Source organism: Sphingopyxis selenitireducens, assembly GCF_051550705.1.
Taxonomy (GTDB): Bacteria; Pseudomonadota; Alphaproteobacteria; order Sphingomonadales; family Sphingomonadaceae; genus Sphingopyxis.
In genome coordinates this window covers 448,083-473,356 of record NZ_JBPULG010000003.1, presented here as the reverse complement: position 1 = coordinate 473,356, position 25,274 = coordinate 448,083, and the positions used below count along the sequence as shown (strand labels likewise).

The 25,274-nt window shown below is 61.7% G+C and carries 24 protein-coding genes; 6 read left to right on the top strand and 18 right to left on the bottom strand.

Annotated elements, in window-relative coordinates:
- Positions 1–86: 86 nt before the first annotated feature.
- Genes ACSYDV_RS12265 through cyoA form a run of 7 tightly spaced genes read right to left on the bottom strand, consistent with a single transcriptional unit; the run spans position 87 to position 6,853 of the window.
- Positions 87–620 (bottom strand): response regulator transcription factor, encoded by a 534-nt coding sequence (locus ACSYDV_RS12265; protein ID WP_438324098.1) that lies wholly within the window; start codon positions 618–620, stop codon positions 87–89.
- Positions 617–1,924 (bottom strand): ATP-binding protein, encoded by a 1,308-nt coding sequence (locus tag ACSYDV_RS12260; RefSeq protein WP_438324097.1) that lies wholly within the window; start codon positions 1,922–1,924, stop codon positions 617–619. The genes ACSYDV_RS12265 and ACSYDV_RS12260 overlap by 4 nt, the downstream gene beginning before the upstream one ends.
- Positions 1,921–2,646 carry an SURF1 family protein gene (locus ACSYDV_RS12255; RefSeq protein ID WP_438324096.1) on the bottom strand — a complete coding sequence of 242 codons (726 nt, stop codon included), beginning with the start codon at positions 2,644–2,646 and terminating at the stop codon, positions 1,921–1,923. The genes ACSYDV_RS12260 and ACSYDV_RS12255 overlap by 4 nt, the downstream gene beginning before the upstream one ends.
- Positions 2,643–3,017 carry a cytochrome o ubiquinol oxidase subunit IV gene (gene cyoD, locus ACSYDV_RS12250; RefSeq protein WP_438324095.1) on the bottom strand — a complete coding sequence of 125 codons (375 nt, stop codon included), beginning with the start codon at positions 3,015–3,017 and terminating at the stop codon, positions 2,643–2,645. Before cyoD ends, ACSYDV_RS12255 begins: the two co-directional genes overlap by 4 nt.
- A complete protein-coding gene (gene cyoC, locus ACSYDV_RS12245; protein WP_438324094.1) occupies positions 3,014–3,643 on the bottom strand; it encodes a cytochrome o ubiquinol oxidase subunit III in 630 nt (209 codons plus the stop codon). The genes cyoD and cyoC overlap by 4 nt, the downstream gene beginning before the upstream one ends.
- Before the next feature lie 4 nt (positions 3,644–3,647).
- Entirely contained in the window at positions 3,648–5,657 is a 2,010-nt protein-coding gene (cyoB, locus tag ACSYDV_RS12240) for a cytochrome o ubiquinol oxidase subunit I (RefSeq protein WP_438324093.1), read from the bottom strand.
- Positions 5,658–5,674: 17 nt separating this feature from the next.
- Positions 5,675–6,853 (bottom strand): ubiquinol oxidase subunit II, encoded by a 1,179-nt coding sequence (cyoA, locus tag ACSYDV_RS12235; protein ID WP_438324092.1) that lies wholly within the window; start codon positions 6,851–6,853, stop codon positions 5,675–5,677.
- A 172-nt stretch (positions 6,854–7,025) separates the two neighbouring features.
- Here cyoA and ACSYDV_RS12230 point away from each other — a divergent pair, with 172 nt between their 5' ends.
- Together ACSYDV_RS12230 and ACSYDV_RS12225 are read left to right on the top strand one after the other, a co-directional pair.
- Positions 7,026–8,351, top strand: a complete 1,326-nt coding sequence (locus tag ACSYDV_RS12230; protein WP_438324090.1) for an MFS transporter — start codon at positions 7,026–7,028, stop codon at positions 8,349–8,351.
- Positions 8,352–8,676: 325 nt separating this feature from the next.
- Positions 8,677–9,879 (top strand): DUF5690 family protein, encoded by a 1,203-nt coding sequence (locus tag ACSYDV_RS12225; RefSeq protein WP_438324089.1) that lies wholly within the window; start codon positions 8,677–8,679, stop codon positions 9,877–9,879.
- 142 nt (positions 9,880–10,021) lie between these two features.
- On the opposite strand, the gene ACSYDV_RS12220 is transcribed toward ACSYDV_RS12225, so the two are convergent.
- Positions 10,022–10,777 (bottom strand): UTRA domain-containing protein, encoded by a 756-nt coding sequence (locus tag ACSYDV_RS12220; RefSeq protein WP_438324088.1) that lies wholly within the window; start codon positions 10,775–10,777, stop codon positions 10,022–10,024.
- A 122-nt stretch (positions 10,778–10,899) separates the two neighbouring features.
- Complete coding sequence (locus ACSYDV_RS12215) at positions 10,900–13,713, bottom strand: TonB-dependent receptor (protein ID WP_438324087.1); 2,814 nt, start codon at positions 13,711–13,713, stop codon at positions 10,900–10,902.
- A 179-nt stretch (positions 13,714–13,892) separates the two neighbouring features.
- Here ACSYDV_RS12215 and ACSYDV_RS12210 point away from each other — a divergent pair, with 179 nt between their 5' ends.
- Positions 13,893–14,024, top strand: coding sequence for a hypothetical protein (locus ACSYDV_RS12210; protein WP_438324086.1), 132 nt, complete (start codon positions 13,893–13,895; stop codon positions 14,022–14,024).
- On the opposite strand, the gene ACSYDV_RS12205 is transcribed toward ACSYDV_RS12210, so the two are convergent.
- From ACSYDV_RS12205 to ACSYDV_RS12190, 4 genes are all read right to left on the bottom strand, one after another.
- The gene (locus ACSYDV_RS12205) at positions 14,021–14,590 is read right to left on the bottom strand and encodes a phosphonate degradation HD-domain oxygenase (RefSeq protein WP_438324085.1); all 570 of its coding nucleotides are present in this window, start codon (positions 14,588–14,590) and stop codon (positions 14,021–14,023) included. The two genes, ACSYDV_RS12210 and ACSYDV_RS12205, sit on opposite strands and share 4 nt — an antisense overlap.
- A gap of 123 nt (positions 14,591–14,713) precedes the next feature.
- On the bottom strand, positions 14,714–16,600 hold the full coding sequence (locus ACSYDV_RS12200) for a metallophosphoesterase (protein ID WP_438324290.1): 1,887 nt from the start codon (positions 16,598–16,600) through the stop codon (positions 14,714–14,716).
- 236 nt (positions 16,601–16,836) lie between these two features.
- The gene (locus ACSYDV_RS12195) at positions 16,837–17,544 is read right to left on the bottom strand and encodes an energy transducer TonB (protein WP_438324084.1); all 708 of its coding nucleotides are present in this window, start codon (positions 17,542–17,544) and stop codon (positions 16,837–16,839) included.
- Between the two features lie 161 nt (positions 17,545–17,705).
- On the bottom strand, positions 17,706–18,029 hold the full coding sequence (locus tag ACSYDV_RS12190; protein WP_438324083.1) for a hypothetical protein: 324 nt from the start codon (positions 18,027–18,029) through the stop codon (positions 17,706–17,708).
- Positions 18,030–18,306: 277 nt separating this feature from the next.
- On the opposite strand from ACSYDV_RS12190, the gene ACSYDV_RS12185 reads away from it, so the two are divergent.
- Complete coding sequence (locus ACSYDV_RS12185) at positions 18,307–18,591, top strand: hypothetical protein (protein ID WP_438324082.1); 285 nt, start codon at positions 18,307–18,309, stop codon at positions 18,589–18,591.
- A 117-nt stretch (positions 18,592–18,708) separates the two neighbouring features.
- On the top strand, positions 18,709–19,608 hold the full coding sequence (locus ACSYDV_RS12180) for a hypothetical protein (RefSeq protein ID WP_438324081.1): 900 nt from the start codon (positions 18,709–18,711) through the stop codon (positions 19,606–19,608).
- A gap of 53 nt (positions 19,609–19,661) precedes the next feature.
- Here the strand turns inward: ACSYDV_RS12180 and ACSYDV_RS12175 are convergent, their stop codons facing one another.
- The gene (locus tag ACSYDV_RS12175) at positions 19,662–20,147 is read right to left on the bottom strand and encodes a hypothetical protein (RefSeq protein ID WP_438324080.1); all 486 of its coding nucleotides are present in this window, start codon (positions 20,145–20,147) and stop codon (positions 19,662–19,664) included.
- A gap of 45 nt (positions 20,148–20,192) precedes the next feature.
- On the opposite strand from ACSYDV_RS12175, the gene ACSYDV_RS12170 reads away from it, so the two are divergent.
- Positions 20,193–20,429: a hypothetical protein gene (locus ACSYDV_RS12170; RefSeq protein ID WP_438324079.1), complete on the top strand. Its 237-nt coding sequence runs from the start codon at positions 20,193–20,195 to the stop codon at positions 20,427–20,429.
- 252 nt (positions 20,430–20,681) lie between these two features.
- Here ACSYDV_RS12170 and ACSYDV_RS12165 read toward each other — a convergent pair whose 3' ends face one another.
- From ACSYDV_RS12165 to ACSYDV_RS12150, 4 genes are read right to left on the bottom strand one after another with little or no spacing between them, the layout of a single operon-like run.
- The gene (locus tag ACSYDV_RS12165) at positions 20,682–20,963 is read right to left on the bottom strand and encodes a DUF3325 family protein (protein WP_438324078.1); all 282 of its coding nucleotides are present in this window, start codon (positions 20,961–20,963) and stop codon (positions 20,682–20,684) included.
- The gene (locus ACSYDV_RS12160; protein WP_438324077.1) at positions 20,960–22,495 is read right to left on the bottom strand and encodes a PepSY-associated TM helix domain-containing protein; all 1,536 of its coding nucleotides are present in this window, start codon (positions 22,493–22,495) and stop codon (positions 20,960–20,962) included. Before ACSYDV_RS12160 ends, ACSYDV_RS12165 begins: the two co-directional genes overlap by 4 nt.
- A complete protein-coding gene (locus ACSYDV_RS12155) occupies positions 22,492–22,779 on the bottom strand; it encodes a hypothetical protein (RefSeq protein ID WP_438324076.1) in 288 nt (95 codons plus the stop codon). The genes ACSYDV_RS12160 and ACSYDV_RS12155 overlap by 4 nt, the downstream gene beginning before the upstream one ends.
- Before the next feature lie 25 nt (positions 22,780–22,804).
- Positions 22,805–25,192 (bottom strand): TonB-dependent siderophore receptor, encoded by a 2,388-nt coding sequence (locus ACSYDV_RS12150; RefSeq protein WP_438324075.1) that lies wholly within the window; start codon positions 25,190–25,192, stop codon positions 22,805–22,807.
- Positions 25,193–25,274: the final 82 nt, after the last annotated feature.

The window sequence follows — 25,274 nt, the reverse complement described above, 5'->3', positions numbered from 1 at the left end:
CGAAACGCACAAAGGCGGCTCCGGCCGCCTTTGTCGCATGTGTCGGCGAAGGATAAACCAACCCCGCCGCCGTACCTACCCGCGGATCACCGTACCTGCCGCTTCTCCAGTTTGCGCGCCAGCGTGCGGCGGTGCATGCCGAGGCGGCGGGCGGTTTCGGAAATATTGAAATCCGTTTCCACCAGTGTCTGATGGATATGTTCCCACTCGACGGTCTTGATCGACGATTGGCGGCCATCGAGCGGGGCTTCGGGATTGCCCTCGGCGCGGTCGAAAGCCGCTTCGATATCGTCGGTGTTCGACGGCTTGGCCAGATAATAGGATGCGCCCAGCTTGATCGCCTCGACCGCCGTGGCGATACTGGCGAAACCCGTCAGCACGACGATCCGCATCGCGGCGTCGACGGCCCGCAACGTCTGGACGCAGGCCAGCCCCGATGCGGCACCAAGCTTGAGGTCGACGACCGCATAGCCCGGACGATAATCTTCCAGCACATGCGCCAGTTCTTCGGGACTGTGCGCCACGCGCACATCATAGCCCCGCCGTTCGAACGAGCGTTTGAGCGTCCGCGCAAAGGCCTCGTCGTCCTCGACGATCAACAGCTGCCTTCTGTCACTCATGACGCTTCTCCATCCGGCCGTGCCAGCGACGAAATCGGCAGGAAAATTCGTACCAGAGCGCCCCCCGCATCGCGATTGGATACGCTGGCATTACCGCCCAGCTTGCGCAGCACATTGACCAACAGGAACAGCCCCAGCCCGCCCCCCGGCCGCCCCTTGGTCGAACGATAGGGCTGGCCAAAGCTTTCGAGCATGTCTTCGCTGAATCCCGGCCCCCGGTCGGCGATCTCCATCACCACCATATCGCCATCGCGCGATGCCGAGATGCTGGTCCAGTCGGGCGACACTTCGGCGGCATTGTCCAGAACATTGCCGATCACCTGCCGCAGGGCGGGGTCCGACACGATGGCGACATCGGCGCCGAAGCGATCGTTGAACACGATGGTGCCGGGCCGGCGCACCGCACTGGTGTGCGCAACCATTTCGCCCAGAAAAGCACGCATCGTCGTCAGCTGGGGCGCCTCGCCCCGCGCCTCGCCCGCCGACATCAAAATGCCGCTGACGATCGCCTTGCAGCGCCGGACCGCCACATCCATCTCGACAAGATCTTCCTGCACCTCGCGGTCATCGGCCAGGCGCGGCACCGCCTTCCAGTCGCCGATCAGGACCGACAGCGTCGAAAGCGGCGTCCCCAGTTCATGCGCCGCGCCCGAAGCCAGCAGGCCCATGCGCACGATATGATCCTCTTCCGCCGCGCGCTGACGGCTGGCGGCCAGCGCGGCGTCACGCTCGCGGAGGTTCCGGCTGATCCGCGTGACGAAAGCGACCAGCAGCACCGCGATCAGCACGAAGCAAACAAGGCTGCCCGCAAGGTACAGGCCCATCGGATCGTCGACATAGGCGGGCGGCAGGACCAGCGGCGTCGGGTCGATGCGCAGCGCAGCGAGCGTCACCAGCGTCGCCGCAACGATCATCCACGATGAACGCGGCGTCAGCAGGATCGCACCGATCACGATTTGCAGAAGGAAGAGCGAGGCGAAAGGATTGGCGAGGCCGCCGCTGTGATGAAGCTGCCATCCAAGCACCGCCACATCGAACAGCAGCACCGCGGTCAGTTCGATATTGGTCACCGCGCGGCCGCGCTGCAACAGCAACTGGCTGGCCAGATTGATCGCGATGAGAATGGCAATCGCGCCCAGCAGCGGGGCCAGCGGCGGCCGGATATCCATCGCCATGCTCACCAACAGGATCGTCAGCAACTGGCCGCCAACCGCAAGCCAGCGCAGCTGGATCAGCAGCGACATGTTGCGGCGTCCGGCGTCGGCCTCGGGAAGCGCGACAGATGGGGTGACGACCTTGCTCATTCGTCCGCCATATTGGACCCGCGCGGCGCCGGACGCCACAGGCGCCATGCAAAAAAGAGGCCGAGCAGGGCGAGGGCGAACCAGGTCAGCGCATAGACCATATGATTGTCGGAAAAGCGCACGACGGTCAGCCCGCCGACGGGATAGCCGCCGGCGTTGGGCCGGGCGTCGGCATCGATGAAATAGGGCGCTATATGGTCCAGTCCCCTCGCCTTCGCGATGGCGGCGATGTCGCGCGAATACCATCGTCCGGCCGCAGGGTCGTTGGATCGCAAAAAGGCCCCGCCCGGCTCTGTGACGCGCAGCAAGCCGGTGACGGTCACCGCGCCGGAGGGATTGCCCTCGGCGCGTGTAGCCGGATCGCGCCGCTCCGGCGGAACGAAACCCCGGTTGACGATCAGCGTGAAACCCGGCGTCTCGAGCGGCGTCAGCACCCAATATCCGCCGCCGCGATCGGTCACCGCCTGGACGAGCGTCTCGCGGCTATGGTCGAAGCGTCCGGTCGCGCGGATGCGGCGATAGGCATGGCTGGCGGCGCTGACGGTCTGCCATTCCGCCGGTCCCGGCGCCGCTGCAGGTTCGGCATGGCTGCGCGTTTCGACCGCCGCGACCAGATCATGCTTCCACGCACGCCGCTCAAGCTGCCACACGCCCAGCGCGACGAGGCAGGCTGTCAGAACCAGTGCCGCCGCGGCAAACGCTGCGCGGCGGGCGCGCGTCACGGCAGCTGGCTGACGTCGTGCGGCATCGGCATCATGTTGGTGTTGAGATGGTGCATCACCCATAAGGATCCCGCGAGCATGATCACGACGACGATGATCGTGAAGACGAGCGAGGTCATCGACCACCCGCCCTCCGCCTTCGGCGTCATGTGCAGGAAATAGACCATATGGACGACAATCTGAACCACCGCGAACGCCATGATGATCGCGGCCGTCGCCCCGGCCTCCATCGGGCGCGTCATGACCAGCCAGAATGGAATGGCGGTCAGGATCACCGACAGCACGAAACCGATCGCATAGTCGCGCATCGACGCATGCGGCATCTCGATTTCGTGATGCCCGTCGTCGGCGGAGTGATGGTCAGGGCTCATCGCAGCATTCCCATGAGGTAGACAAAGGTAAAGACGCCGATCCAGATGACGTCGAGGAAGTGCCAGAACATCGACAGGCACATGACGCGGCGGCGGTTCGCGGCGATCAGCCCGTGCTTCGACAGCTGAACCGTCAGGGTGATCAGCCAGATGAGGCCAAAGGTGACGTGCAGCCCGTGGGTGCCGACCAGCGTGAAGAAGGCCGACAGAAAGGCGCTGCGCTGCGGCGTCGCGCCCATCTCGATCAGGTGATGAAATTCATACAGCTCGATCCCCAGAAAGGCGGCGCCGAACAGGCCGGTGACGCCCAGCCAGATCTGGGTCAGGCGCAGCTTGCCCTGCTGCATCGCCAGCACCGCGAAACCGTAAGTGATCGACGAGAAAAGCAGCATCGCGGTGTTGAGGGCGATGAGCTTGAGGTCGAACAGATCCTTCGGCGCCGGGCCCGCGGCATAGCTGCCGCCGAGCACCGCATAGCAGGCAAAGAGGATCGCAAAGATAAGGCAATCGCTCATCAGATAGATCCAGAACCCCAGCATCGTGCTGTGTCCTTCGGGATGCGGATGCTCGTTCAGTTCATAGAAGGAGACGGGTTCGGCGGTTGCGGGCAGCGTTGTCGTGCTCATGACATCAGGCTCCGGCCGCCAGCTGGCGGGTGCGCGCATCCTCGACCGCCGCAACGGTCGCGGCGGGAATGTGGAAATCGCGCTTATAGTTGAAGGTATGGATGATCGCACCGGCGATCAGGGCGACAAAGCTCGCGCCGACCAGCCACCAGATATGCCAGACAAGCGCGAAACCCATGACCAGGCTGATGCCCGACAGGATGATCCCCGCGCCGGTGTTGCTCGGCATGTGGATGTCGCGGAAGCCCGCAACCGGCCGGTCGTGCCCGCGCCGCTTCATGTCGTGCCAGGCATCCAGATCGTGGATCACCGGGGTGAAGGCGAAATTATAGTCGGGCGGCGGCGAACTGGTCGCCCATTCGAGCGTGCGGCCGTTCCACGGATCGCCGCTTTCGTCGCGAAGCTCGTCGCGGCGCCAGATGCTGACCGCGAACTGGATCAGCATGGCGGCGATACCCACGGCAATCACGGCCGCGCCGATGCCGGCGATGACGAACCAGATCTGCAGGCTCGGATCGTCGAACACGCGCATCCGGCGGGTAACCCCCATCAGGCCCAGAATATAGAGCGGCATGAAGGCAAGCCAGAAACCGACCACCCAGCACCAGAAGCTGATCTTGCCCCAGAACACGTCGAGCTTGAAGCCAAAGGCTTTGGGCCACCAGTAATTGATCGCCGCAAACAGCCCGAACAGCACGCCGCCGATGATCACGTTGTGGAAATGCGCGATCAGGAACAGCGAGTTGTGCAGCACAAAGTCGGCAGGCGGCACCGCAAGCAGCACGCCGGTCATCCCGCCGACGACAAAGGTCAGCATGAAGGCGACCGTCCACATCATCGGCAGGTCAAAGCGGATGCGTCCGCGATACATGGTGAAAAGCCAGTTAAAGAGCTTGGCCCCCGTCGGGATCGATATCACCATCGTCGTGATGCCGAAGAAGCTGTTGACGCTCGCCCCCGACCCCATGGTGAAGAAATGGTGCAGCCAGACGAGGTACGACAGGATGGTGATGCACACCGTCGCATAGACCATCGACGTATAGCCGAAGAGCTTCTTGCCCGAGAAGGTCGACGTGACCTCGGAGAAAACGCCGAACAGCGGCAGGATCAGAATATAGACCTCGGGATGCCCCCAGATCCAGATCAGGTTCACATACATCATCGGCGATCCGCCGAGGTCGTTGGTGAAGAAATTGGTCCCGGCATAGCGGTCGAGCCCGAGCAGCGCGAGGACGGCGGTCAGCACCGGGAAGGATGCGACGATCAGGATGTTCGCGCACAGGCTGGTCCAGGTGAAGACGGGCATCTTCATCAGCCCCATGCCGGGGGCGCGCAGCTTCAGGATCGTGACGATCAGGTTGATGCCCGATAATGTCGTCCCGACGCCGGCTATCTGGAGCGCCCAGATATAATAATCGACCCCGACATTGGGACTGTATGAGATGCCCGACAAGGGCGGATAGGCTAGCCACCCCGTTTGCGCGAACTCGCCGACGAACAGCGAAACCATCGTCAGCACCGCGCCCGCGGTGGTCATCCAGAAACTGAAATTGTTGAGGAAGGGAAAGCTGACGTCGCGCGCGCCGATCTGGAGCGGAACGATATAGTTCATCAGCCCGGTGATGAACGGCATCGCGACAAAGAAGATCATGATCACGCCGTGGGCGGTGAAGATCTGGTCATAGTGATGGGAATTCAGATATCCCTCGGACCCGCCGAACGCCATCGCCTGCTGGATGCGCATCATGATCGCATCGGCAAAGCCGCGCAGGAACATGATAAGGCCGAGGATCATGTACATGATCCCGATCCGCTTGTGATCGACGGTGGTGAACCATTCCTTCCACAAATAGCTCCAAAGGCCATATTTGGTGATCAGGGCCATGACGGTCATGCCGCCGATCACCACCGCGATGAAGGTCGCGACAAGGATCGGCTCGTGCAGAGGCAGCGCCTCCAGCGACAGCTTGCCAAGGAACGGGCCGGTTTCGGGTGAGGGATGCGGAATGGTCATGATGATCTCGGCTCGGTTCAGGACATCGGGCGGGCGGCGGCGGCATTCTGCGCCGTGCGCTCGGGCTTCGCCGGGACCGGCAGCCCCTCGCCCTTCAGCTTTTCGGGGGCGACCGGCTTCGCCTCGGGGCGGTCGTTCGACATCACCGGCGCGCTGCAATAGGCGGCGACATAGCGCATGCTCCAGCGTGCGGTCTCGGCGGTGCCGCGCGCGGCGAACTTGTCGTAAGTGACCTGCCGGATATTCTGGATGCCCGCGATCCCTGCCCCGCCTGCGGCGTCGAGCGACATCATGTCGTGCATGCACATCTTGCCGGGCTCGACGCACATGTTCACGACCGCGTCGAACAGCTGCGGATCGCTCGCGGCAAAGCGGCGGACGGGTTCCTTCTGCGTCGGCTTTTCCAGCGTCAGATAGGCATCGCGGCTCAAATCGCCCTCGGCCGATGCCTTGGTGGTCGCGACCCATTTGTCGAACTCGCCCGCGGGCAGGCTCTTCACCGCGAAACGCATATTCGAAAAGCCCCAGCCCGAATAATTGGCCGAGAAACCTTCAAACTCTCCCGTCTTGTCGAAGACGCCGTGCAGCTTGGTTTCCATGCCGGGCATCGCGTAAATCTGTCCCGCCAGCGCAGGCACATAAAAACTGTTCATGACCGAAGAGGAAGAGATGCGGAACCGGACCGGCCGGTCCACCGGCAGGGCCAGCTCGTTCACCGTCGCGACGCCCTGTTCGGGATAGATAAACAGCCATTTCCAGTCGAGCGCGACGACCTGAACGTCGAGCGGTTTCACATCCGCCGCGACCGGCTTCCCCGGCGCGGTACGCGCGAGCGGGCGATAGGGGTCGAGCAGGTGCGTCGCGACCCACGTCACCGCGCCCAGACAGATGATGATCAACAGCGGCGCGGCCCAGATGACGAGTTCCAGCTGGGTCGAATGATCCCAGTCGGGTTTATAGGTCGCCTCCTTGTTCGCAGCGCGATAGCGCCACGCGAAAAAGACGGTCAGCGCCATCACCGGCACGATGATCAGCAACATCAGGACGGTCGAGAGGACGATCAGATCGCCTTGCTGGCGCGCGACATCGCCCGCGGGGTCGAGCACCACCATGCCGCAGCCGGAGAGCAGCGGCAGGGTCGCAATCAGGGACAAAAGCCGGAATCGACCGGCGGAGCGGGAGAGCTTTATGGCCATCCGGCGCGCCTAGGCCCGCTTTGCTGCACCGCACATAGGACATTTTGTCCAATCCCTTGATCGTCATCAATGACGCAGGGGCCTTTCCATGAATCGGGCCTTTGCCCTATAAACCGACTCGCGCTGTCTCTTCGGACATTTGGGACAGCGCCCGATGCAGGACCGCGACACCATGTCTGCCGATACCGTGCCCACCACCCAGGCCGAACGCGACGCGCGCGCGCTCAACGACGACGGTCATCCGATCGCGCCGGCCGAAATCGCAATCGGCGTCATCATCGGCCGCACGTCGGAATTTTTCGACTTTTTCGTTTATGCCATCGCATCGGTGCTCGTGTTCCCGAAGCTGGTTTTCCCCTATATGGAGCCGCTCGAAGGCACGCTCTGGTCTTTCGCCATCTTCGCCCTCGCCTTTGCCGCACGTCCCGTCGGCACCATCATCTTCACCGCGATCGACCGCGCCTACGGGCGCGGCGCCAAGCTGACGATCGCGCTTTTCCTGCTCGGCGGATCGACCGCCGCCATCGCCTTCCTGCCCGGCTATGCCTCGATCGGCATCGGCTCGGCGCTGCTTCTCGCGCTTTTCCGCATGGGTCAGGGCGTCGCACTGGGCGGATCATGGGACGGGCTGGCCTCGCTGCTCGCCCTCAACGTCCCCGAAAAGAAGCGCGGCTGGTACGCGATGATCCCGCAACTGGGGGCGCCGCTGGGCCTGATCGTCGCCAGCCTGCTTTTCATGTTCCTGATCTCGGCGCTGCCCGCACAGGACTTCCTCGAATGGGGCTGGCGCTACCCCTTCTTCGTCGCCTTTGCGATCAACGTCGTCGCGCTCTTCGCCCGGCTCCGCATCGTCGTGACGCCCGAATATGCCGAACTCTTCGAGAATCGGGACCTTCAACCTGCGCCTCTGCTCGAAACGGTGCGCTCGGAGTGGAAGACGATCGTCATCGGCACCTTCGCCCCGCTCGCCAGCTTCGCGATGTTCCACATGGTGACGGTCTATCCGCTGTCATGGGTGTTCCTCTTCACTGAAGAGACCCCCGTCCGCTTCCTGATGATCGAGGCGGTTGCCGCGGTCGTCGGCGTCTTCTCGATCATCGCCTCGGGCTATCTCGCCGATCGGGTCGGACGACGGACCGTTCTGGGCGTCACCGCCGCCGCCATCGCGGCCTTCAGCGGCTTCGCTCCGCAATTGCTCGATGCCGGCGAGGTTGGCGAAGCCACGTTCATGATTCTGGGCTTTGCCTTGCTCGGCCTCTCCTTCGGCCAGTCGTCGGGCGCGCTGTCATCGAACTTCCAGCCGCGTCATCGCTATACGGGCTCGGCCCTCACCTCCGACCTCGCATGGCTCTTCGGCGCCGGCTTTGCCCCCCTCGTCGCGCTCTGGCTGTCCAGCCAGTTCGGCTTGATCGCCGCCGGCGCCTATCTGCTGTCCGGCGCAATCGGTACGCTCGTCGCGCTCTGGCTCAACCGCGAACTGGCGCGCACCATCGACTGAGGCCTTGTCCCGTCATTTTGGCCCCCGCCATTCTGGCGAGGCTGCGGTACGAACCCGATCTGCTTTCAGATCGGGGCGATGGCCGATAGCGGCGACAGATATCGCGTAGAGGAATCGGCACGAACAGCGACGTTCAAGCGGCCATGGTCCGGCATGGCCTCTTCAAACGCTGCACCATGTCACCATATTGACCCAATACTGGTCCATACCAGATCAAACACTCGATCTGGAAAACCATGTGCAGCAACTCCTCTCAAAAGCGCCCCGATCCACAGCGATCTCGCTCGGCGCGGGCGCCGTCGCAGCTTTCTGCGCGTACTTTTCGATGTACGCGTTCCGCAAACCTTTCGCGGCGGCGACATTCGCGGATCAACCCGATCTCTTCTTCGATCTGGATTACAAGACAACATTGCTGATCGCTCAGGTGATTGGCTACGCCTTGTCGAAGCTGATCGGCATTCGGGTGATCGCCGAGTTCGGGCGCACCGGGCGGGCCAGTGCCATTCTGACCTTGATCGGCATCTCGTGGATTGCGCTGCTCCTGTTCGGGCTGGTGCCATCGCCGTGGAATATCGTCTTCCTTTTCCTCAACGGTCTCCCGCTGGGCATGATCTGGGGACTGGTTTTCAGCTATGTCGAGGGGCGCCGCGCCTCCGAAGCGATGGGCGCGCTCCTGTGCGCCAGCTTCATCCTGTCGTCGGGCGTCGTCAAATCGGTCGCGATTCTCGTCATGGGATGGGGCGTCAACGAGTTCTGGATGCCCGCCGTCACGGGAGCGCTGTTCTCGCCGCTCTTGTTGCTGTCGCTTTGGCTGCTCGAACGGATGCCGCCGCCCGACGCCCGCGACATCGCCGAGCGCACGGCCCGCGTCCCGATGCGCGCGGCGGACCGGTCGAGATTCCTTCGCGACCATGGTGTCGCGATGCTGCTGCTTGTCGCCGGCTATGTCATGTTGACGGCCATCCGCGATTTTCGAGACAATTTCGCGGCCGAGCTTTGGGCAGCGATGGGTCAGGCCGGTGTCGCTTCGGTCTTTTTCGCCTCCGAATTGCCGGTCGCGATCGTCGCTCTGGCGGCGCTGGGCGCGCTGATGCTGATCCGAAACAACATGCGCGCTTTGCTGGCGATGCACGGCATCATTTTGCTGGGCGCTCTGATCCTGGGGCTGTCGACCTTCGCCTTCCAGCAGGGTTGGGTCGGCCCGCTTCCCTACATGATCCTGACGGGCGCGGGGCTTTACTTTGCCTACACGCCCTTCAATGCGATGCTGTTCGATCGAATGATCGCGACCCTCGGACATGCGGGCAACGCCGGCTTCCTCATCTATATCGCCGACAGTTCAGGCTATGTGGGAAGCGTGGCCCTGCTGCTGTATCGCAGCCTCGCCGCGCCATCGCTGGACTGGCTGACCTTCTACATCCATTGCGCCTATTTCACCGCCGCTGCGGTGTCGGTGCTGGCTGTCTGCTCCGCGGCGTGGTTCTGCTTCCATGTCGAGAAACTCCATCTCCGCCGATCGGTCGCCTGATCTCGGCGTGATCGTCCGGAAAACAGGTGAACAGCGCATCCGTCCGCCATATGCGGTCGTTACGGACACCCATTAACAAAGTGGATTGGTCCGGGATTGGCGCGCCGCAGCGCCGCGAGCCGACACCGCTGGAGCGTGGAGATCAGACGTCTGACTCACTGCGCACCGACAGGTCGACATGGACGCGGATGGCGTCGTGGCGCCAGAATTCCTGATCATATTCCACCACACGCCCATTATCGTCGAAGCTCGTTCGGACGACGATCAGGCTCGGCGCGCCCGGCTTGGTTCCCAGCGCTTCGGCCGCTTCTTTCTCCAGCGCGCACGGTCGCATATCGACGCGGTTACGTGCGACCACCACGCCATATTCCTGCTTGAGAATCTGCGTCAGCGAGCCGTCGAGGTTGTGATCTGACAGGCCTGGTGCCAGGCTGGGGTCGACCGTGATACGCTCGACCAGAACGGGGCGGCCATCGATCGTCCGCATGCGTTCGATCACGTAGAGCGGAGTCCCCGGCGCGACCCGAAAAATATCGGCCAGCATGGCGCTCGCATTCACCGTCCGCTTCGCGATCGTGATGGTGGACGGCGTCCGGCCCTGCTCGGCGACATAGGCCATAAAACCCGCCCAGCGGGTAGGATCATAAGTGATCGCGGGCGGAGAGACATACCAGCCCGATCGGTCACGGCGATAGATCAGCCCTTCGGCTTCCAGCTGCGCCAGCGCCTGGCGGATGGTGCCACGCGCAAAGCCGGCACTGGTCTGAAGTTGCCGCTCCGATGGCAGGCGCGCGCCAGGCGGCAGTTTGCCAATCTCGATATTGAATGCGATCTGATCGCGCAGCGCAAGATATTGCGGCCCGGCCGGCTCTCCTGGCTTGCTTTCCATGGCGATCATGTCTGTGCTTTGGCGCATGGGGAAGATTTGCCGAGGCTATGGGACGCGGTCAAGCTGCGATGCTCGGCCGCTATCCGATTGAAACGGATAGCGGCCGAGCCTCTGTCAGAAAAAATGGCTGATCAGAAAACGTAGCTGGCGCGCGCCAGGAAGGTGCGGCCCGGCTCCATATAATCCTTCATGTACGACGGATTGTCGCCTTTGGTCGTCCAGTATTTCCAGCCGCCCAGAATATTGGCGACATCGAAATCGACAGCGAACTGGTCCGTCAAATGAAAGCGCGAGTGGAAATCGAGGCTCTTGTTGGGCCGGACCCATTTGTCGACGGCATTGTCGCGCATATCCTCGATAAACTTACCACGATAATTGTAGGAAAGCTTCGCTTCGATCCCGTATTTCTGGAACGTAACAGCTGCGTTGTACATAAGATGCGGCGTGTTCACGAGGCGGATCGGGCGGCCCCTTCGATAGGCGAGGCCCGTTTCCGCTTCGCTGTGCTGCACGGTCACATTGGCCTCGACCCCGAAACCGTCGAACGGCTCCGGCAGCCCCTGCAAGGACTTTATGAAGTTCAGTTCCATGCCATAGACTTTGGCGACCTCACCATTTTGCGGCTGGGTGATCTCGATCGTGCCGTTTGACGTGGTCGCGGGAACCTCGCTGCCGTTGGTAAAGATGAAATTGCGGATATGCTTGTAATAGGCGGTCGCCGAGATGATGCTCGACGAGTCCGGATAATATTCCGCCGAGAGGTCGAAGTTGACGGCTCTCGCCGCCTTGAGGTCGGGATTACCGCGGCTGATAGCGATGATCTCGCCCGTCCCCGGCTCGCGCGTCACGCTCTGGCCGGCGGAGATATAGCCATATTCAGGCGGCGAATAGCCCGTCCAGATCGCGGCTCGCACCGTGGCTTTCGGCGAAGGGCGCCAGATGGCGTTTACGCTGGGAAGAAGGACATTATAGCCACGATCGGTCGTATCGAACCCGCTGTTGGCACCATCTTCCGACCAGAACACATTGTGCGTCTCCCGGCGCTCCATACGGGCACCGGCGATGACCCTCAGCGCGTCGAAATCGAAATTGGCCAGTGCATGGGCCGCATAGACTTTCTCGGTCGATCTCTTGTCGTCCGCCAGTTGATCCATATCGTCAGGATCGAAAGGATTGACCTGTTCGGCCGCTCTGATCGCGGCGATCACCGCATCCCGGCTGAACACATCGCCATAATAATATTGGCCGCCCAGCATGCTGGTGACCTCCTTGTCGACCAGCCCCGATTGTTCGAGGTTCAGTCCGTCGAGCGGGGTTCCCGCAAAATCGCCATCGAACAGGCGGATGCTGTCATATTTCCGCTTCGACTGCATGAATTTGACGCCCGTCTTCACATGATCGAGCACGCCGCCGACGTCATACCGCGCGTCCATCCTGAATGCGATGCGGTTGTCGGTCTGCTTGCTGCGCTCGTGCGAGGCGCCATCGAAGGGAAGCAGTGAGGAATCCATCTCGACGAAGCGAGCAAAGGCGGGCAGACCGGCTTTTGGAAAGCGAGGATCGCTCGACACCCAATCGATGCCCGTGGCATTGAGCGGCCAGGCACATTTGTCGCAATTATAACCGATCGAATAGCTGTCGGGGTTGCTGCGCTCACCGCCGGAGTAGCTGAGTTCATAGTCCAGGGTCAGCTTGCCCAACTGGCTGCTGCCGCCACCATTGATCGTGTACAGCGTCTGGTCGAGATTGATCGTTCCGAAACTGCGGGCGAACTGGAACTGCTTTGGATCCCACACGCCCGAACGGCCATTCAACGACCAATAGCCATTGCTGCTGCCGTCGGCATCGGTGATAATCCCGTCGCCGTCGCGATCGATAATCTGCGCCGTCGTATAGCCGTATACCTTCCCCTTAACCGGATCTTCTCCGACGATCATCGCGTCGGGTTGCGCCAGGTTCCGGTCTTCCACATTCACCTGTGTCAGGCGGGGGGTCGGCCGGTTGCGATAATCGGTGACATCGTTGGTCCCGCGCTGCTCCTGCCGCGAATACTGACCCCGCAAATAAAGCTGGGTGGCATCGCCGCGATAGTCGAACGAGATATTCCCGCCGTAGCGTGTCTGTTTCAGGCGTCGATAGTCGAGGTTGATGCCCGGAAGATGCATATTGCTCTCGTCAATGACCTCCTCGCTGTCCTTTCGCCAATTATAGGGTTCCCACTCGCCATTATTCTCGGTTTCCTGACCGTTGCCGTGGGACACGCCGTAATTGGCTGACGCGAAGATGCCGAACCGATCGTCGGCGAACCGGGTGCCAAAATCGCCCTGCAGCTGATAGCTGGCCGCCTTCTCTCCGGCCTTGTCCGCCTGCTGGTTGATACCTGCGGCCCCATAAAGGCGGATTATCGTGCGATCCTTGAAATCAAAAGCCGTGGGAGTCCGGAAATTGATCGTGCCGCCTATCGCGTCCCCGTCCTGATCGGGCGTCAGCGTCTTCGTCACGCGAACCTCTGCAAGGCCGTTGGGCGGAAGAACGGTCAGCGATACGTCGCGGCTGTCCGGATTGGTCTGCGCGACGCGAACACCGTTGATCGACACGGCATTATAGGTCCCCGCAAGACCGCGCACCGTAACAAATTCGCCCTCGCCCGTGTCCTGATTGACGATCACCGAGATACCCGGAATGCGCGCCAGCGAATCCGCGACATTGGCATCGGGAAGCTTGCCCAGATCGTCGGCCGCGATGACGTCCACGACATTTTCGGCAGCGCGCTTGGCTCCGATCGACGTCTCGGTGCTGAGCCGCTGGCCGGTTACGACGATGGCCTCGCCGGCTTCGTCGCCCTCGGTATATGCCGCGGCAGACGCGCATGTGGCCGCAAGTGCAAAGCAGGAGGCAGATAGGCGAAAGGCTGAACGAGCGGTCCGCTGACAGAAGGATTGCATGATCGGTTTCCCTGGATGATTTCACGTTTGACCGATCAGTCGGGTTCGACGGATCGCATCGCATCCGAATCACCCCCCTCCGCGGTCAACTGGTATAGGCCAGAAAGTCGTGACAGGCCGATTACATTGCCGGGCTCTGCGAACGATAAAAAACTGATCTTGCCAACGGGGAGACACGGATGCGCCAGGCAGGCGTGACCGTTCCCGACAGCATGGCTGCTGATCGCCAGATGTCGCGACAGAATAGCGTCACCACCACCCCCGCGATGCGGTTCGAACCGGACGGTAAAACCCCGGCCGATAATCCTTAGTCCTGCTGTCCCTTCGGCGCGTCAGCACCGTGGTTCGTCATGAGCTTCTCGAGCAGCGGGCGATAAAATTCGAGATCGGCAACGGCCCAATCCCTTTGCTTCCCGGTGTCATCGTATCTCCGCAGCTTGATCGCATCGTCGAAATAGGGGCTTTGCGCGAAGACGTCCGCCTCGTCGGCGCTCATCGGGCCACCCTGCAGTTGAAGGCTGAGTTCCGATGCGCGGCTGAGCGCGGCACGATAGTCGGGCTCCACCGCACAAAGATAGCGCTTGGCCTCGACATGCATTCTCACGGGCTCCGTTACGCTCTCGGGAAAGCTTCGTGCGAGAAAGGTCGCACCGATGACTTCATGCCGGGCGTCGATCCCGCGTTGCTCTGCAGCATTTCCCGCGTCGTCGATGAACTGCCCGATGTCGTGCAGCAGCGCTGCCGCAATCAGCGTATCGCCGGCCCCGTCCTCGCGGGCAATTTGGGCACATTGCAACGCATGCTCGATCTGGGTGATGTCCTCGCCATAGGTGAGTCGACCGAATTTATTGATTATATTGAATATTACGTCGATCATCTGGTGTCATTTCCATCGGATGAATGCAGGAAGCCGATCGGCGGCGAACCGAAGTGAGCTTCAGATTATTGGACTATACCAAAAATGCAAATAAGTCGCTAGCGGCGGCGTTGCAACGGATCGCTATTTGACGAGGGTAAAGGTGTCGCGAACCCGGCCTTCGGCGTCGATCGCTTCGGCCTCCAGCCTGTCTCCCGCGCCGCGCAGCATCACAAAATGATGGTCGCGGAACGCCTTTCGGTTGAACCACGGCTTGGTGGGCTGAAAATCTTCCAGATTGCCGCCCATCCCGCCTACCTGAAGATAGGTAACGCCCTTCACCAGATCGACTTTCCCGCCCTTAATCGGCCAGCTTCGTTCATAGGTATGAAGGTGACCGACGATGACGAGATCGACCGAATATTGCTCGTAGAGCGGTTGCAGCTCCGCTGCCGGAACAGCGTCGCCGCCGCGCGATACGCCAGTCCAGCTGTCGCCGTAATCATCGTCGTCGGTCGACATCAGGGCGTGGTGGTGCATGGCGATCTTCCATTTCGCGGTCGACGAAGCGAGAGCCTGCTTCAACCAGGCCTTCTGCCTCTCGCGAAAGCCGGGTTCGCGCTGTTCACGGTCTTCCAGATTGCTGTCGATCACAAAGATTTCCGCGTCGCCGTAACGCAGATTGAAATAAGCTCCATCGCCGGGTTGGCGGTGATAGTGGCGGAACCAGTGCAATTCGCTTTCGCCATTTCCCGGAGCGGCGATCACCGGCACGCGGCCGAACAGCGGCCCCATGCCGGCGAAATATTCATGCGTCCATTCAAAGCGATTGTCGATTGAGCCGCCATCCGTAAGGTCACCCGCGAGCAACAGGACATTGGGCCGCTGCTCCCAGATCAATGAACTCATCCGCCCGTTGATATGCGTGCGCGCCTCGGTATCTGCGCTGATCGCCATCGTAAACGGCGCGCCGGGGGGCGGCGCGGTGCGAAAGGACAGGATGCCCGACCGGACTTCATTGCCGTCCGCATCGGTGCCGCTCACACGATAGAAATAGGGCGTATCGGCCTTCAGACCCTCCAGCTGAATCCCGCCAATACGTTTCGCGCTGCGCGGGATTTCCCGCGATTGCAGCGCGCTGGTCGTCTCCCCCCACTCAACGGTTGCGGCGACCGGGCGATCCGTCTCCCAGGAAAGCTGGATACCAGAAGTGGTCGGCGCGTTCAGGTAGGGCGGCTGCGTGAAGTGGAGCGCCTTGTCGGTCAGCTTTCCGTCGTCGACCAATCGCGCACGGCGGTCGAATGCCGCCTTGACCTCTGCGGGGCTCAGCGCGCGATGATGGACAGCCGCCGCCTTGACCAGGTTCGGAAGGCGCATGAAGCGCTCTGCTTCAAAAAAGCCGCTCAGTTGCAAGGAGGGTGAGGAAGCAATGGGGGAACGCGATTCGGCCTGCCCCTGAACCACGCCATCCAGATAAAGCGTCCATCGCGCACCGTCACGGACGCCGACGAGATGATGCCACCGCCCTTTGTATCCATCCCCGGTCTTCACCTTCAACATCGGCAGGCCATCCGCGCCGACCGGACCGAACAGCGCTTCACCCGTCACATAACCCAAAGCCCAGTCCGGGCGCGACGCCTGACCGCTGTCGATCAGGGCGCCGATTCGCTGGTTCACATGATCGAGCAGCCAGAGTTCCACTGTGAACGAGTCGCCGCTCTGCCCCGCATCGAGTATGCGGCGATCGGTCGCCCGCATGTCGGAAAGGATACGCGGCGCAGGCACCGACGAGATCGTGGGGACACTGGTCGTTTCAGCCTCTGACGCCGGTCCGGCCCGCCTCGGCAGGGCGTTCTCCAGCTCCGGCATCCATTCGACTGCGGGCTGGTGCGCTTCCGAAGATGCAGCGATCTGCCCCTGGGCCTGAGCGATGCCGGCAGGAAAGACCGGACTCAGCAGCAGCACAATCGCGGAGAGCGAGCCCCCGACCCAACGCCCCCGACCGGTGCCTTTGTCCGCTCTATCCGTCATCACCAACACAGCTGCCTCCATTTGAAATTGGACTATACCAATAATCCGCAATCGGGACAGTTCGGTGACAGGCTTTGGGTGGTCAGGAGACGCATCGAGAAGACGCATTGCCAGGCGTTGGCGCGCGCTGAAGAGGACATCCGGATCGGAGCTCGCACGTCCGCGTGCGACTGTCTTACTCTGTTTAAGGGCACGCTACCGCCCCAATGCGCGGGTGGAGTCAGGAAGAAAGGGCATCAATCGGACACATGCCAGCTCACGACACCTTGATAGACGCCCTCGGCTTTCTTCAGCTTGCGCGCGTAATCGCAAGTCGCCGCATCCAGATCGGAATGGCCGCTCGAAGTAACGATCCTGCAGTCCGTGACAGCCCCCGATGGCGCGACCGTTATGCGGAACTCTGCCCGCCCCTCACGTCCTTCGACCAAGGCCAGCACGGGATAGTCCGGCAAAGGCTCTCTGCGTGGCGGCGGGCCGGCCCCCTCACCGCAAGCGGATGCAAATAAAAGGCGATCCTCAGCGTCTTCGCTCAAATCGATCCACGGATCATCCGCCCGAACCTGTTCGCCGGGCTTTTGCGACGCCGGTGCCGGATCATGCGAAACCGTCCGACGTTTTCGCGTTCGGCAGTTGATTTGAGCGCGTCCCATCGTCGCGGCCGACGACGTGGAATCGTTTGGTCCGCTTTCGATCCTGAAGCCGATTTCCTGAATATCGACGTCCACTTGACGCCGCGTCCCAGGGATTATGGTGAAAACGGCTTTCCCGTCCGGATGAACGAATGGCTGCTTATTCTCGCCATTCGGCGGAAGGTCGGGCGCGTTCGGCGTCCCTCCAGCGCCCGGTGCAAACTGGTCCCCGGACTGAGCCTGAACAGATTCGGGCGCAGCCGGATTCATCGGAGCCAACAGCCCCGCCATCAGCGCAACAATCTCCCAGGACATGCCCTTCCCCTTAAACCGATTTGGCACCGCCCTGCGCCAAAACCACTTACCGCCGCGCAGGCGTCACTTCAAGATTCGCACGGCAAGAAGGCCGGCAAGTCACAGAAACCAGCAGACTGGGTCACTCCGGCCGCAAGCCGGAGTGAAGCTGAATGGCGGCGTCACTTGTTTTGCCTCGCGGCCCACAGGCGAAGCAGACCCCACAGGATCGTGGCCAGCCCCAAGGCGATCAGGACCGAATTGACCATAAAACAGGTCCAATGATATTCGGTCGAAACGGGGTCGATTTTGTTCAGATATAGCTTGGCAAACATGGGGTAAGCGATGGGATCAAATCGCGTTTGGTCCTGCACGATCCATGCAAACGGCCAGCCAAACGACACGTCCGACAGCTCCGATCGCGAATTCACCGGAACCGGCAAGATATTGGCAAGCGTCCAGCAGAGGACCGGCGCAATCGGCGAGCATGACAAAAATGCGGTCATCCAGCTGATGGGACGGACACCGATCCTATTCGACATAGGGTTCGAATCTCAGGCCTCGCGACGTGCGCATAATGGTCAAAACAAAATTCCTTCCCGGCTTTTCGAACGGGCCGATCATAGCGCTGCGGGTCGATACCGTCATCGCAGCCCGAGCGCCAGCGAGCGACCTGAAACCAGTGACCATCCTCGACTGGCCATGTGCGTTCTCATTTCGCGGTCGCTCAGGTAACGCATGGACCCAACTCGATTGCCCCTCAAGACACCACAGGCCGAACGCATGAGCAGGAAACAGAAATCGCAAATGGGCCAGAAAATTGGCACAGGCCTCGTCGCGGCTTTCCTTTGCTGGCTGGTTTGGGCTGGCGTGCACGCGCTTGCAGGCGTGATACAAGACGGTCGCATCGTCAATCGACGGGGACCGGACGTCTATATGAGCGACAGCCCCGTCATATTTTGGGCCTTAAGCGGATTTTTCGCGCTCGGCCTGCTTCTTGCGACCGGCTTGGCATTGATATGCTTGCTAAACTGGCTTTCGCTTTTCCGTCGTTCCGACCAAAAATGAGCGAGAAAAAGCCGGGTTGAGGCAGCCGCGGAATTTTGAACCGTGCGCAGCAGGCCGTATACGCGAGATGCCATCTTGGCTTGTGCCATTTTGCAAAGACAATTGGGAGACATCGATATGATTGCTGCACGCCGAGCCATGATGAGTGTCCCCATATTAGCCTTGGCATTGTGGGGCTGTTCGGAAACAGCCGACACGTCCGGGAAATCGGCAGCGGGGGAAACGCGTGCCATCACCGGCACGGCTGGCCCCAAAGCGTCCCCCCAGCCGCGTTCGGAAGTCGAAGGCCTGACGTTCACCGCCCTGTCCGAGCTTCCAGCCAATAGCGCCAGCGATCCATTCAACGAGTCATGCAGTCACTATCGGCCCGCAGGCGGACCGAAGAGCGCGGGCGGCAAGATAGCCGAAAAACGGGGCTGGTTCGTCACATCGGAGGAAAAGCTGGGTCGCTACGACGCGATCAGCTTCGTCGGACAGCTGGAAACCGCCACCAGCGGGGTCTGCATGGTCCACGACGGCAATGTCGCGCTGTTCGACGGCGGCCAAATGGTTGCGTTGGGCTATGCGAGAAAGGGCGCCGAACAACCGTCGATCGGGCAACTCGAAGATCGCGGCAATGCGACGCTTCTGATCGGATCGGGCGAAGGTCCGGTCGCGCCGATTGCGATACTGAAGGAAGAGGGGGGCGTCCCGGTTCTTGCGAAATTGCCTGCCGAGGAACAATTGTGCGATGGCGCGGTCAAGGTGCCCAACATCTATGGCAAACCGATCCTCGCGGCACGCAAGACGCTGGCGGCAACGGGGTGGAAGCCGGTGGCGCAGGAACTGCCCGAAGGCGGATTTGGCCGCGAAAATGATTTCCATAAGCAAGGCGTCGTCGAAGTCGAAAGCTGCTCGGGCACCGGCTATGGTTTTTGCAGCTTCCAATATGCGCAAGGGTCGAGGACGCTCGGCGTAACCACAGTCGGCGAAAGCCCGGACGATTTTGTGAGCTTCTACTCTGTGTCCTGTGACTAGAAGAGAGGTTTCCGCCCTGCCCGCTTTTCACAACGGGCTTGGCAGGATGGCCGCTATGGGGCGATCATCGCGGTGTTGGCCACTATCGAAGCGGGATCACAGGTCAGGCGTGCGATCTCCACATTCTTGTCACGGCTGAAGAAATCATCAGCCGATTTATAGACCCTCACTTCGGCTTCGCGAACCCGATTTCCAAGACGCTCGTCTTGGGTCACGAAGAAGGAATATACGATCTTCCCAAGCTGATAGCCCATACCGGAAGACGTGTCTGACTGGTGTTCGAGGATGAAGTCTTTGGTGGAAAACAGGACCTTATCTGTTTCGAAATACAGCTCGGCCGGTTCGTCGCCGATGACATATGAGTAATAGGCCTCCTTCTTCGAAGGATGGGCTTCCGTGTCGGCGATCCGGCAAAACTCGGCCCGCGCATGCTTATGCTCGATGTCGCATGCAAAGTGGGTCTCCCAAGGGGGCGAGCAGCTTGCGGCAGCCGGGACAGGCAGCAAGACAAACAGAAAGAATAATATGATCCCGCGCATATCTTATTTCTCTCTACAAATCTTCTGGGAAGGATCGTCGATGGGATGAAGGCATTCGCCTTCGAGCGAAAGGAGGAGCGTTTTACCACCCAGCGACATGATGATGCGATCGGAATCCTGTCGGTAATGCCCGGTCACTTCCGGAAGGCTGGTACCATTCTGCCAGAACCGCACCGTCCCACCCTCAAGGGCCATGGTGGCACGACTGCCTTCGCCGTCATCCGCATGGTAAACGCCTTCGAGGCGATCCCCTTGGCACCCGGGCAGCACAAACAGCGCTAAAATTAACCCGCCTATGTTCATGGGCTTCGTCACCATAGCCCGGCAACGATAATCAAGAACCTCGGTCAGTCAATCATCGCTTCCGAATACGACGCGAAGGCGCGCCGCCCCATCCGCCTTCAGATGGTATCTGAACCTGCTTTTGCCTCGCGCCGGCAACGCGCATGGGCCCTGTACCGTGGGGATTGGCCGGTTGCGGATGGGCAGCTTAAGGATGAAAATCCCGGATAGCGGACCATAACCGGGCTGAGCTCACGGGCTATTTGGCTGACGACAGAAAATGGTCACGACGCAGATCGCCGCCATGCTCAACAATCCGATCCAAAGAAGAGCGCCAAAGGCGACGCCTTCGAATAGCAATGGCGGAAGGCAAGACACCCCAACCAGCACCCATCCTGTCGGACGGAGCCACGCCGGCGGCATCGTCGTTCGCTGCCGCCCGATCACGCGCCAATGCTGGATCTGGCTCAAACCCAGGGCGGCAAATCCGAGTAGCGCGACGAGAAGCCCACCGGCGATGGAGAGGATCATCATTCGGTCACGCTCCGTGCGCTTGCGCTCGCGATCCTCTCCGCGCGGCGCAGCTTGACCGCACTCCAGGCCGCTATGGCCGAGGTGGCCAGCAATGACAGGTCCACGCCGGCGCTGTGCCAAAGACCCGCAGAAATAGCGTCAAAAAGCCCAGTGTCTGTAGTCCAGGCGTTGAGAACCACGGCAAGGAGGCATCCTGCGGCAACCATCCACGCTTGGTCGCGCCATGCCGCCCGGCCTCGCGCAAAGGCATGAACGGCGGAAGCGATCCAGACGAGGTGGAATATCCACATTTCGGTCGATGCCCGGTCGAGCGTTGTGATCGGCAGCGTTCGATTGGCAATCAGGAACCCGAGCGTTGCGAGCAAAGGCCCGATCGTCGCCGCGATCACAAAGGCCTCCACGATCCGCACACCCCGACGGCCGTCTCTCTGGTGCCGCTTGCGCCGGGACTGAACCCAGAACAGCATCCCCGTCGCTATCAACAGGCAGCCGGCGAGCCCCGAGACGAAATAGAGCCAGCGCAGCGGCCAATGGTGGAACTGGACGAGATGGATGCCGTAGAGGAAATCATAGGCACGCCGTGTGCCCGTGGATGGCGACGCACCGAGGCGCGCACCGGTCGCGGCGTCAAACCACATCGCCTCGGTGCTGAAGGATATTTTGCTGCCATTCGGTGGGCGAAGTTCGACATAGCTGCCCGCATCGCCCGGGTGGACAATCTGGACATAATCGGGCCGCGCGCCCCAATGATCTTTGGCCCGGTCGCGAAGCGCCTCAAGCGAGACGATCGCGCCGCCGGGCCTCCCGGCCGCGTCGCGGGAGAAATAGCCGGCTGTCATGGCCTGCGGGTCGCCGCTGAACATGATCGCCTGCGCTGACGGCAAATAGGTGTAAGTGAAGATCGCGACGCCGGTGAACGAGATCATCAACAGAAATGGGAGAAACAGCACGCCCGACAGATTGTGAAGATCGAGCGTGGTTCGCTGGGCCTTCCTGACGATGCGTAGCGTGAAGAAGTCGGCGAAGATCTTGCGATGAATAATCACCCCCGACACGCACAATGCAACCATGATCACGGCGGCCAGCGCACAGAGAAACAGCCCGATTGCGCCCGAATGAAGATTATAATGATAGGGATAGAAGAAGTCGGAGGCGCCTGCTGTCCCCTCGTCGGGGAGGATCTGCATCGATACCGGATCGATGAAGCGGCGGACGTAAGAGCCGTCGGCAAAGCTCGCCTGCACCTCGGCTACGGGCACGCGATCGTCGGGAAGGATCATCCGCCAGCCGCGCGATCCCTCGACCAGATCGCGCACCACCGGCATCAGCGCATCGGCGGATACGGAGCTGACGATCGGCAACCGGGTCGCCGGCATTGTCCAGCGATCGATCTCGCGATCAAAAACGGCCAGCGTCCCGGTCCAGAAAATGATGAAAAGCAATGCGCCGACGACAAGCCCGAACCAGGTATGAAACCAGTTGAGCGCGAGGCGAAGGCCGCCGGGATCGTCCGGGCTTGCCGGCGCGCTCATGATACGCCCCCGGACGCCGACATGGCGGGCGCGACAAGCCAGGCCGCAAGATGCGTGACCACCGCGGCGGCAACCACGACCGCCCACACGCGCAGCAACCGCCGTTCGGCAAAACACCACAGCATCAGGAAGACAAAGAGCAGATAGCCGAGCACACTACCGATAATCAGCGCATCCGATCGTCCCAGTCTCGCGACCACGACAAGCAATACACCGATCAGCGCCGACGCCCCGGCGGAGACCGCATAGGAACCGACGACCGCGGCCAGCACCCGCGCAGCCATCCGCAAGCCTGCGCGCGGCGCCATGTCAGAACCGGCGCGCGACCGACAGCATCGCCGAGCGGGGGCGACCAAAGGTACTCGCGCCATAGATGCTGACCGCGCTCAGATAGCGCTCGTCGAAGAGGTTGAAGACGTTCAGCCGGATATCCCAACCGGGGATGCCGCGATAGAAAAGCTGTGCATCGACGACCGGCGGCGGATTATAGGCAAGCTGGTTCTGCGGGAAGGTAAAGGGATAATATTTGCCCAAATCCCGGACGCTACCCCCAAAACCCAGCCCTTTGAGCGGACCTGACTGGAGTTCATATGTCGCAAGGAAGGCGCCTGTGAATTTCTGCGCATCATAGGGGACCGTCCCTGCGAGGCCGTCATTGCTCCTTGTCACCTCGGCATCCTGCACCGCCGCCGATGCCACCAGCTGGAGCCCCGGAACGGGCGAACCGACGACCTCGATCTCGACGCCCTTATGGACCTGTTCGCCGACCGGAATGACGAAATATTCGCCGGTCCCGCTGCGCGGATCAAAGGTCGCGATATTGCGCCTCAGCATGCGATAGGCGGCGATCGATGCGTTGAGCTTGTCCTCGAACAGCGACGCCTTGAGCCCGGCCTCGACCTGATAACCCGTTTCGGGATCGACCAGATCGCCTTCGATCGTCCGGCCCGACGACGGAATGAAGCTCTCATTATATGTCGCGTAGGCGGTAAGCGCGTCGGTGATCTGATAGGTGAGCGATGCACGTCCGGTGAAGGCTTCGGCCTTCTGCGTTGCCGCGTTCAGGCCCGCGACGGTTCGCGACCAGTCATATCGCCCGCCCAGGTGGATCGCGAAGCGGTCGGCGGGACGGATGATCGCCTGGCTATAAATGCCCCAGCCCGACCGGCCGCTGGCGTAAGTGGTCGGAAGGTCGGTCGGAAAGGCACCGATGTCGGTGCTATAGTCGGGGTCGAAAATGTCGATCATCGCGACATTGCTGACCCGCCCGCCCCGAACCGTCTCCTCATTGTCGAAATAGTCGGCGCCAAGGAGCAGGTCGCTCGACAGCCCGAAAAGCGGCACGCTGCCCGAGACAAAGGTGTCGAGCGCCACCATGTCGAAATCATAGCGGCGGTTGAGCTTGTTCAGCCTGACAATCCCCGCGTCGCGGTCGGCATAGCTGCCGAATTCGGTGGTCCGCTGCGCATTGAACCCGTCCTCGTAGCGGCCGCGAACGGTCAGCGACCAGTCGGGCGCGAGCCCCTGCCTGAACTCGGCATCGATCCAGCCCAGCTCGCCTTCGGACTTGGGTGCCGGAATACCGACGAAGCGCGAACGCGGAATATCGGGCACCCATCCGTCGGCTCCGACGGCAAAGGAGCCGCCCTCGACGAACTTTCGGCGCTGGAAGCTCCCGGTCACGTCGAACGTGGTGCTCGGCGAGAGATCGATCCCGAACGCAGCGGTTCCCACCCACAAATTGCTGTCGCGAAAATCGATCCATGACCCTTCATCGACATATTTGGCGCTGATGCGGCCGCGTAGCGCGCCGCTCTGCGTCAGCGTCCCGCCGACGTCGCCCTCGAGGACGATTGCATCATAGCTGCCGATGCGCGCCGTCACCGCGCCGCGCAGCGTCGCCGGCGCGCGCTTGGGAATGAGGTTGATGATCCCGCCCGGCGGCACGGCACCGCCGAACATCGAGGCGGGGCCGCGCACGACTTCGACGCGCTCGAGCGCCGAAAGATCGACGGTAGCCCGGTTGTGCGTGCGCAAACCATTGACCCGGCGGTAATTGAGCTGGCCGCTCTCATAGATGCCGCGGATATTATATTCGACGCCCAGGCTGTTGTTGCCGCCCCCGGCCCCGCCCGTCGCGCCTTCGTTGAACGCGACGACGTTGGGGATGAAATACATGGCTTCGGAAAGCGACTGGGCGCCGCGGTCCGCAATCACATCGGCGGTCGCGACCGAGATCGATTGCGGCGTATCCTTGATCGCAAGCGATGTCTTCGTAGCGCTGCGCTGTTCGGCAGCGCGATAGCCTGTAACGACGATCTCCCGATCGGGCACGCCTGATGCGTCTTCGGAAGACAGCGGCGTGGCCGCACCCGCCGGGCCCGATGCCGTCAGAACATAGCCGCCCGCTCCGTCAGGCGCCGCGCGCAAACCGGTACCGCGAAGCAGCGCATCGAGCGCTGCGCGCGCCGCGAGCCGCCCCCGTACCGCAGAGCTGGTCCGTCCCCGCGTCAACGCCGCATCGGCTGCGACGAGCACCCCGGTCGCCTGCGTATATCGTGCCAGCGCGCGTCCGAGCGGTTCGGCCGGCAGGTCAAGCTGACGCATATCGGCCTCTTGCGCGGCGATGGGCGCGGCAACGACCGCCGCCGAGCAGCAGAGCAACGCGCTTGCGCCGCGGAGAATCAGATTTTTCATTCATACCCCCAAATTGGTCTCGCCTTCCGGACGGATCAGCGGGGCAGAAGGGACAGTGGCTTTCCCAAAAAAAGCAGAACGC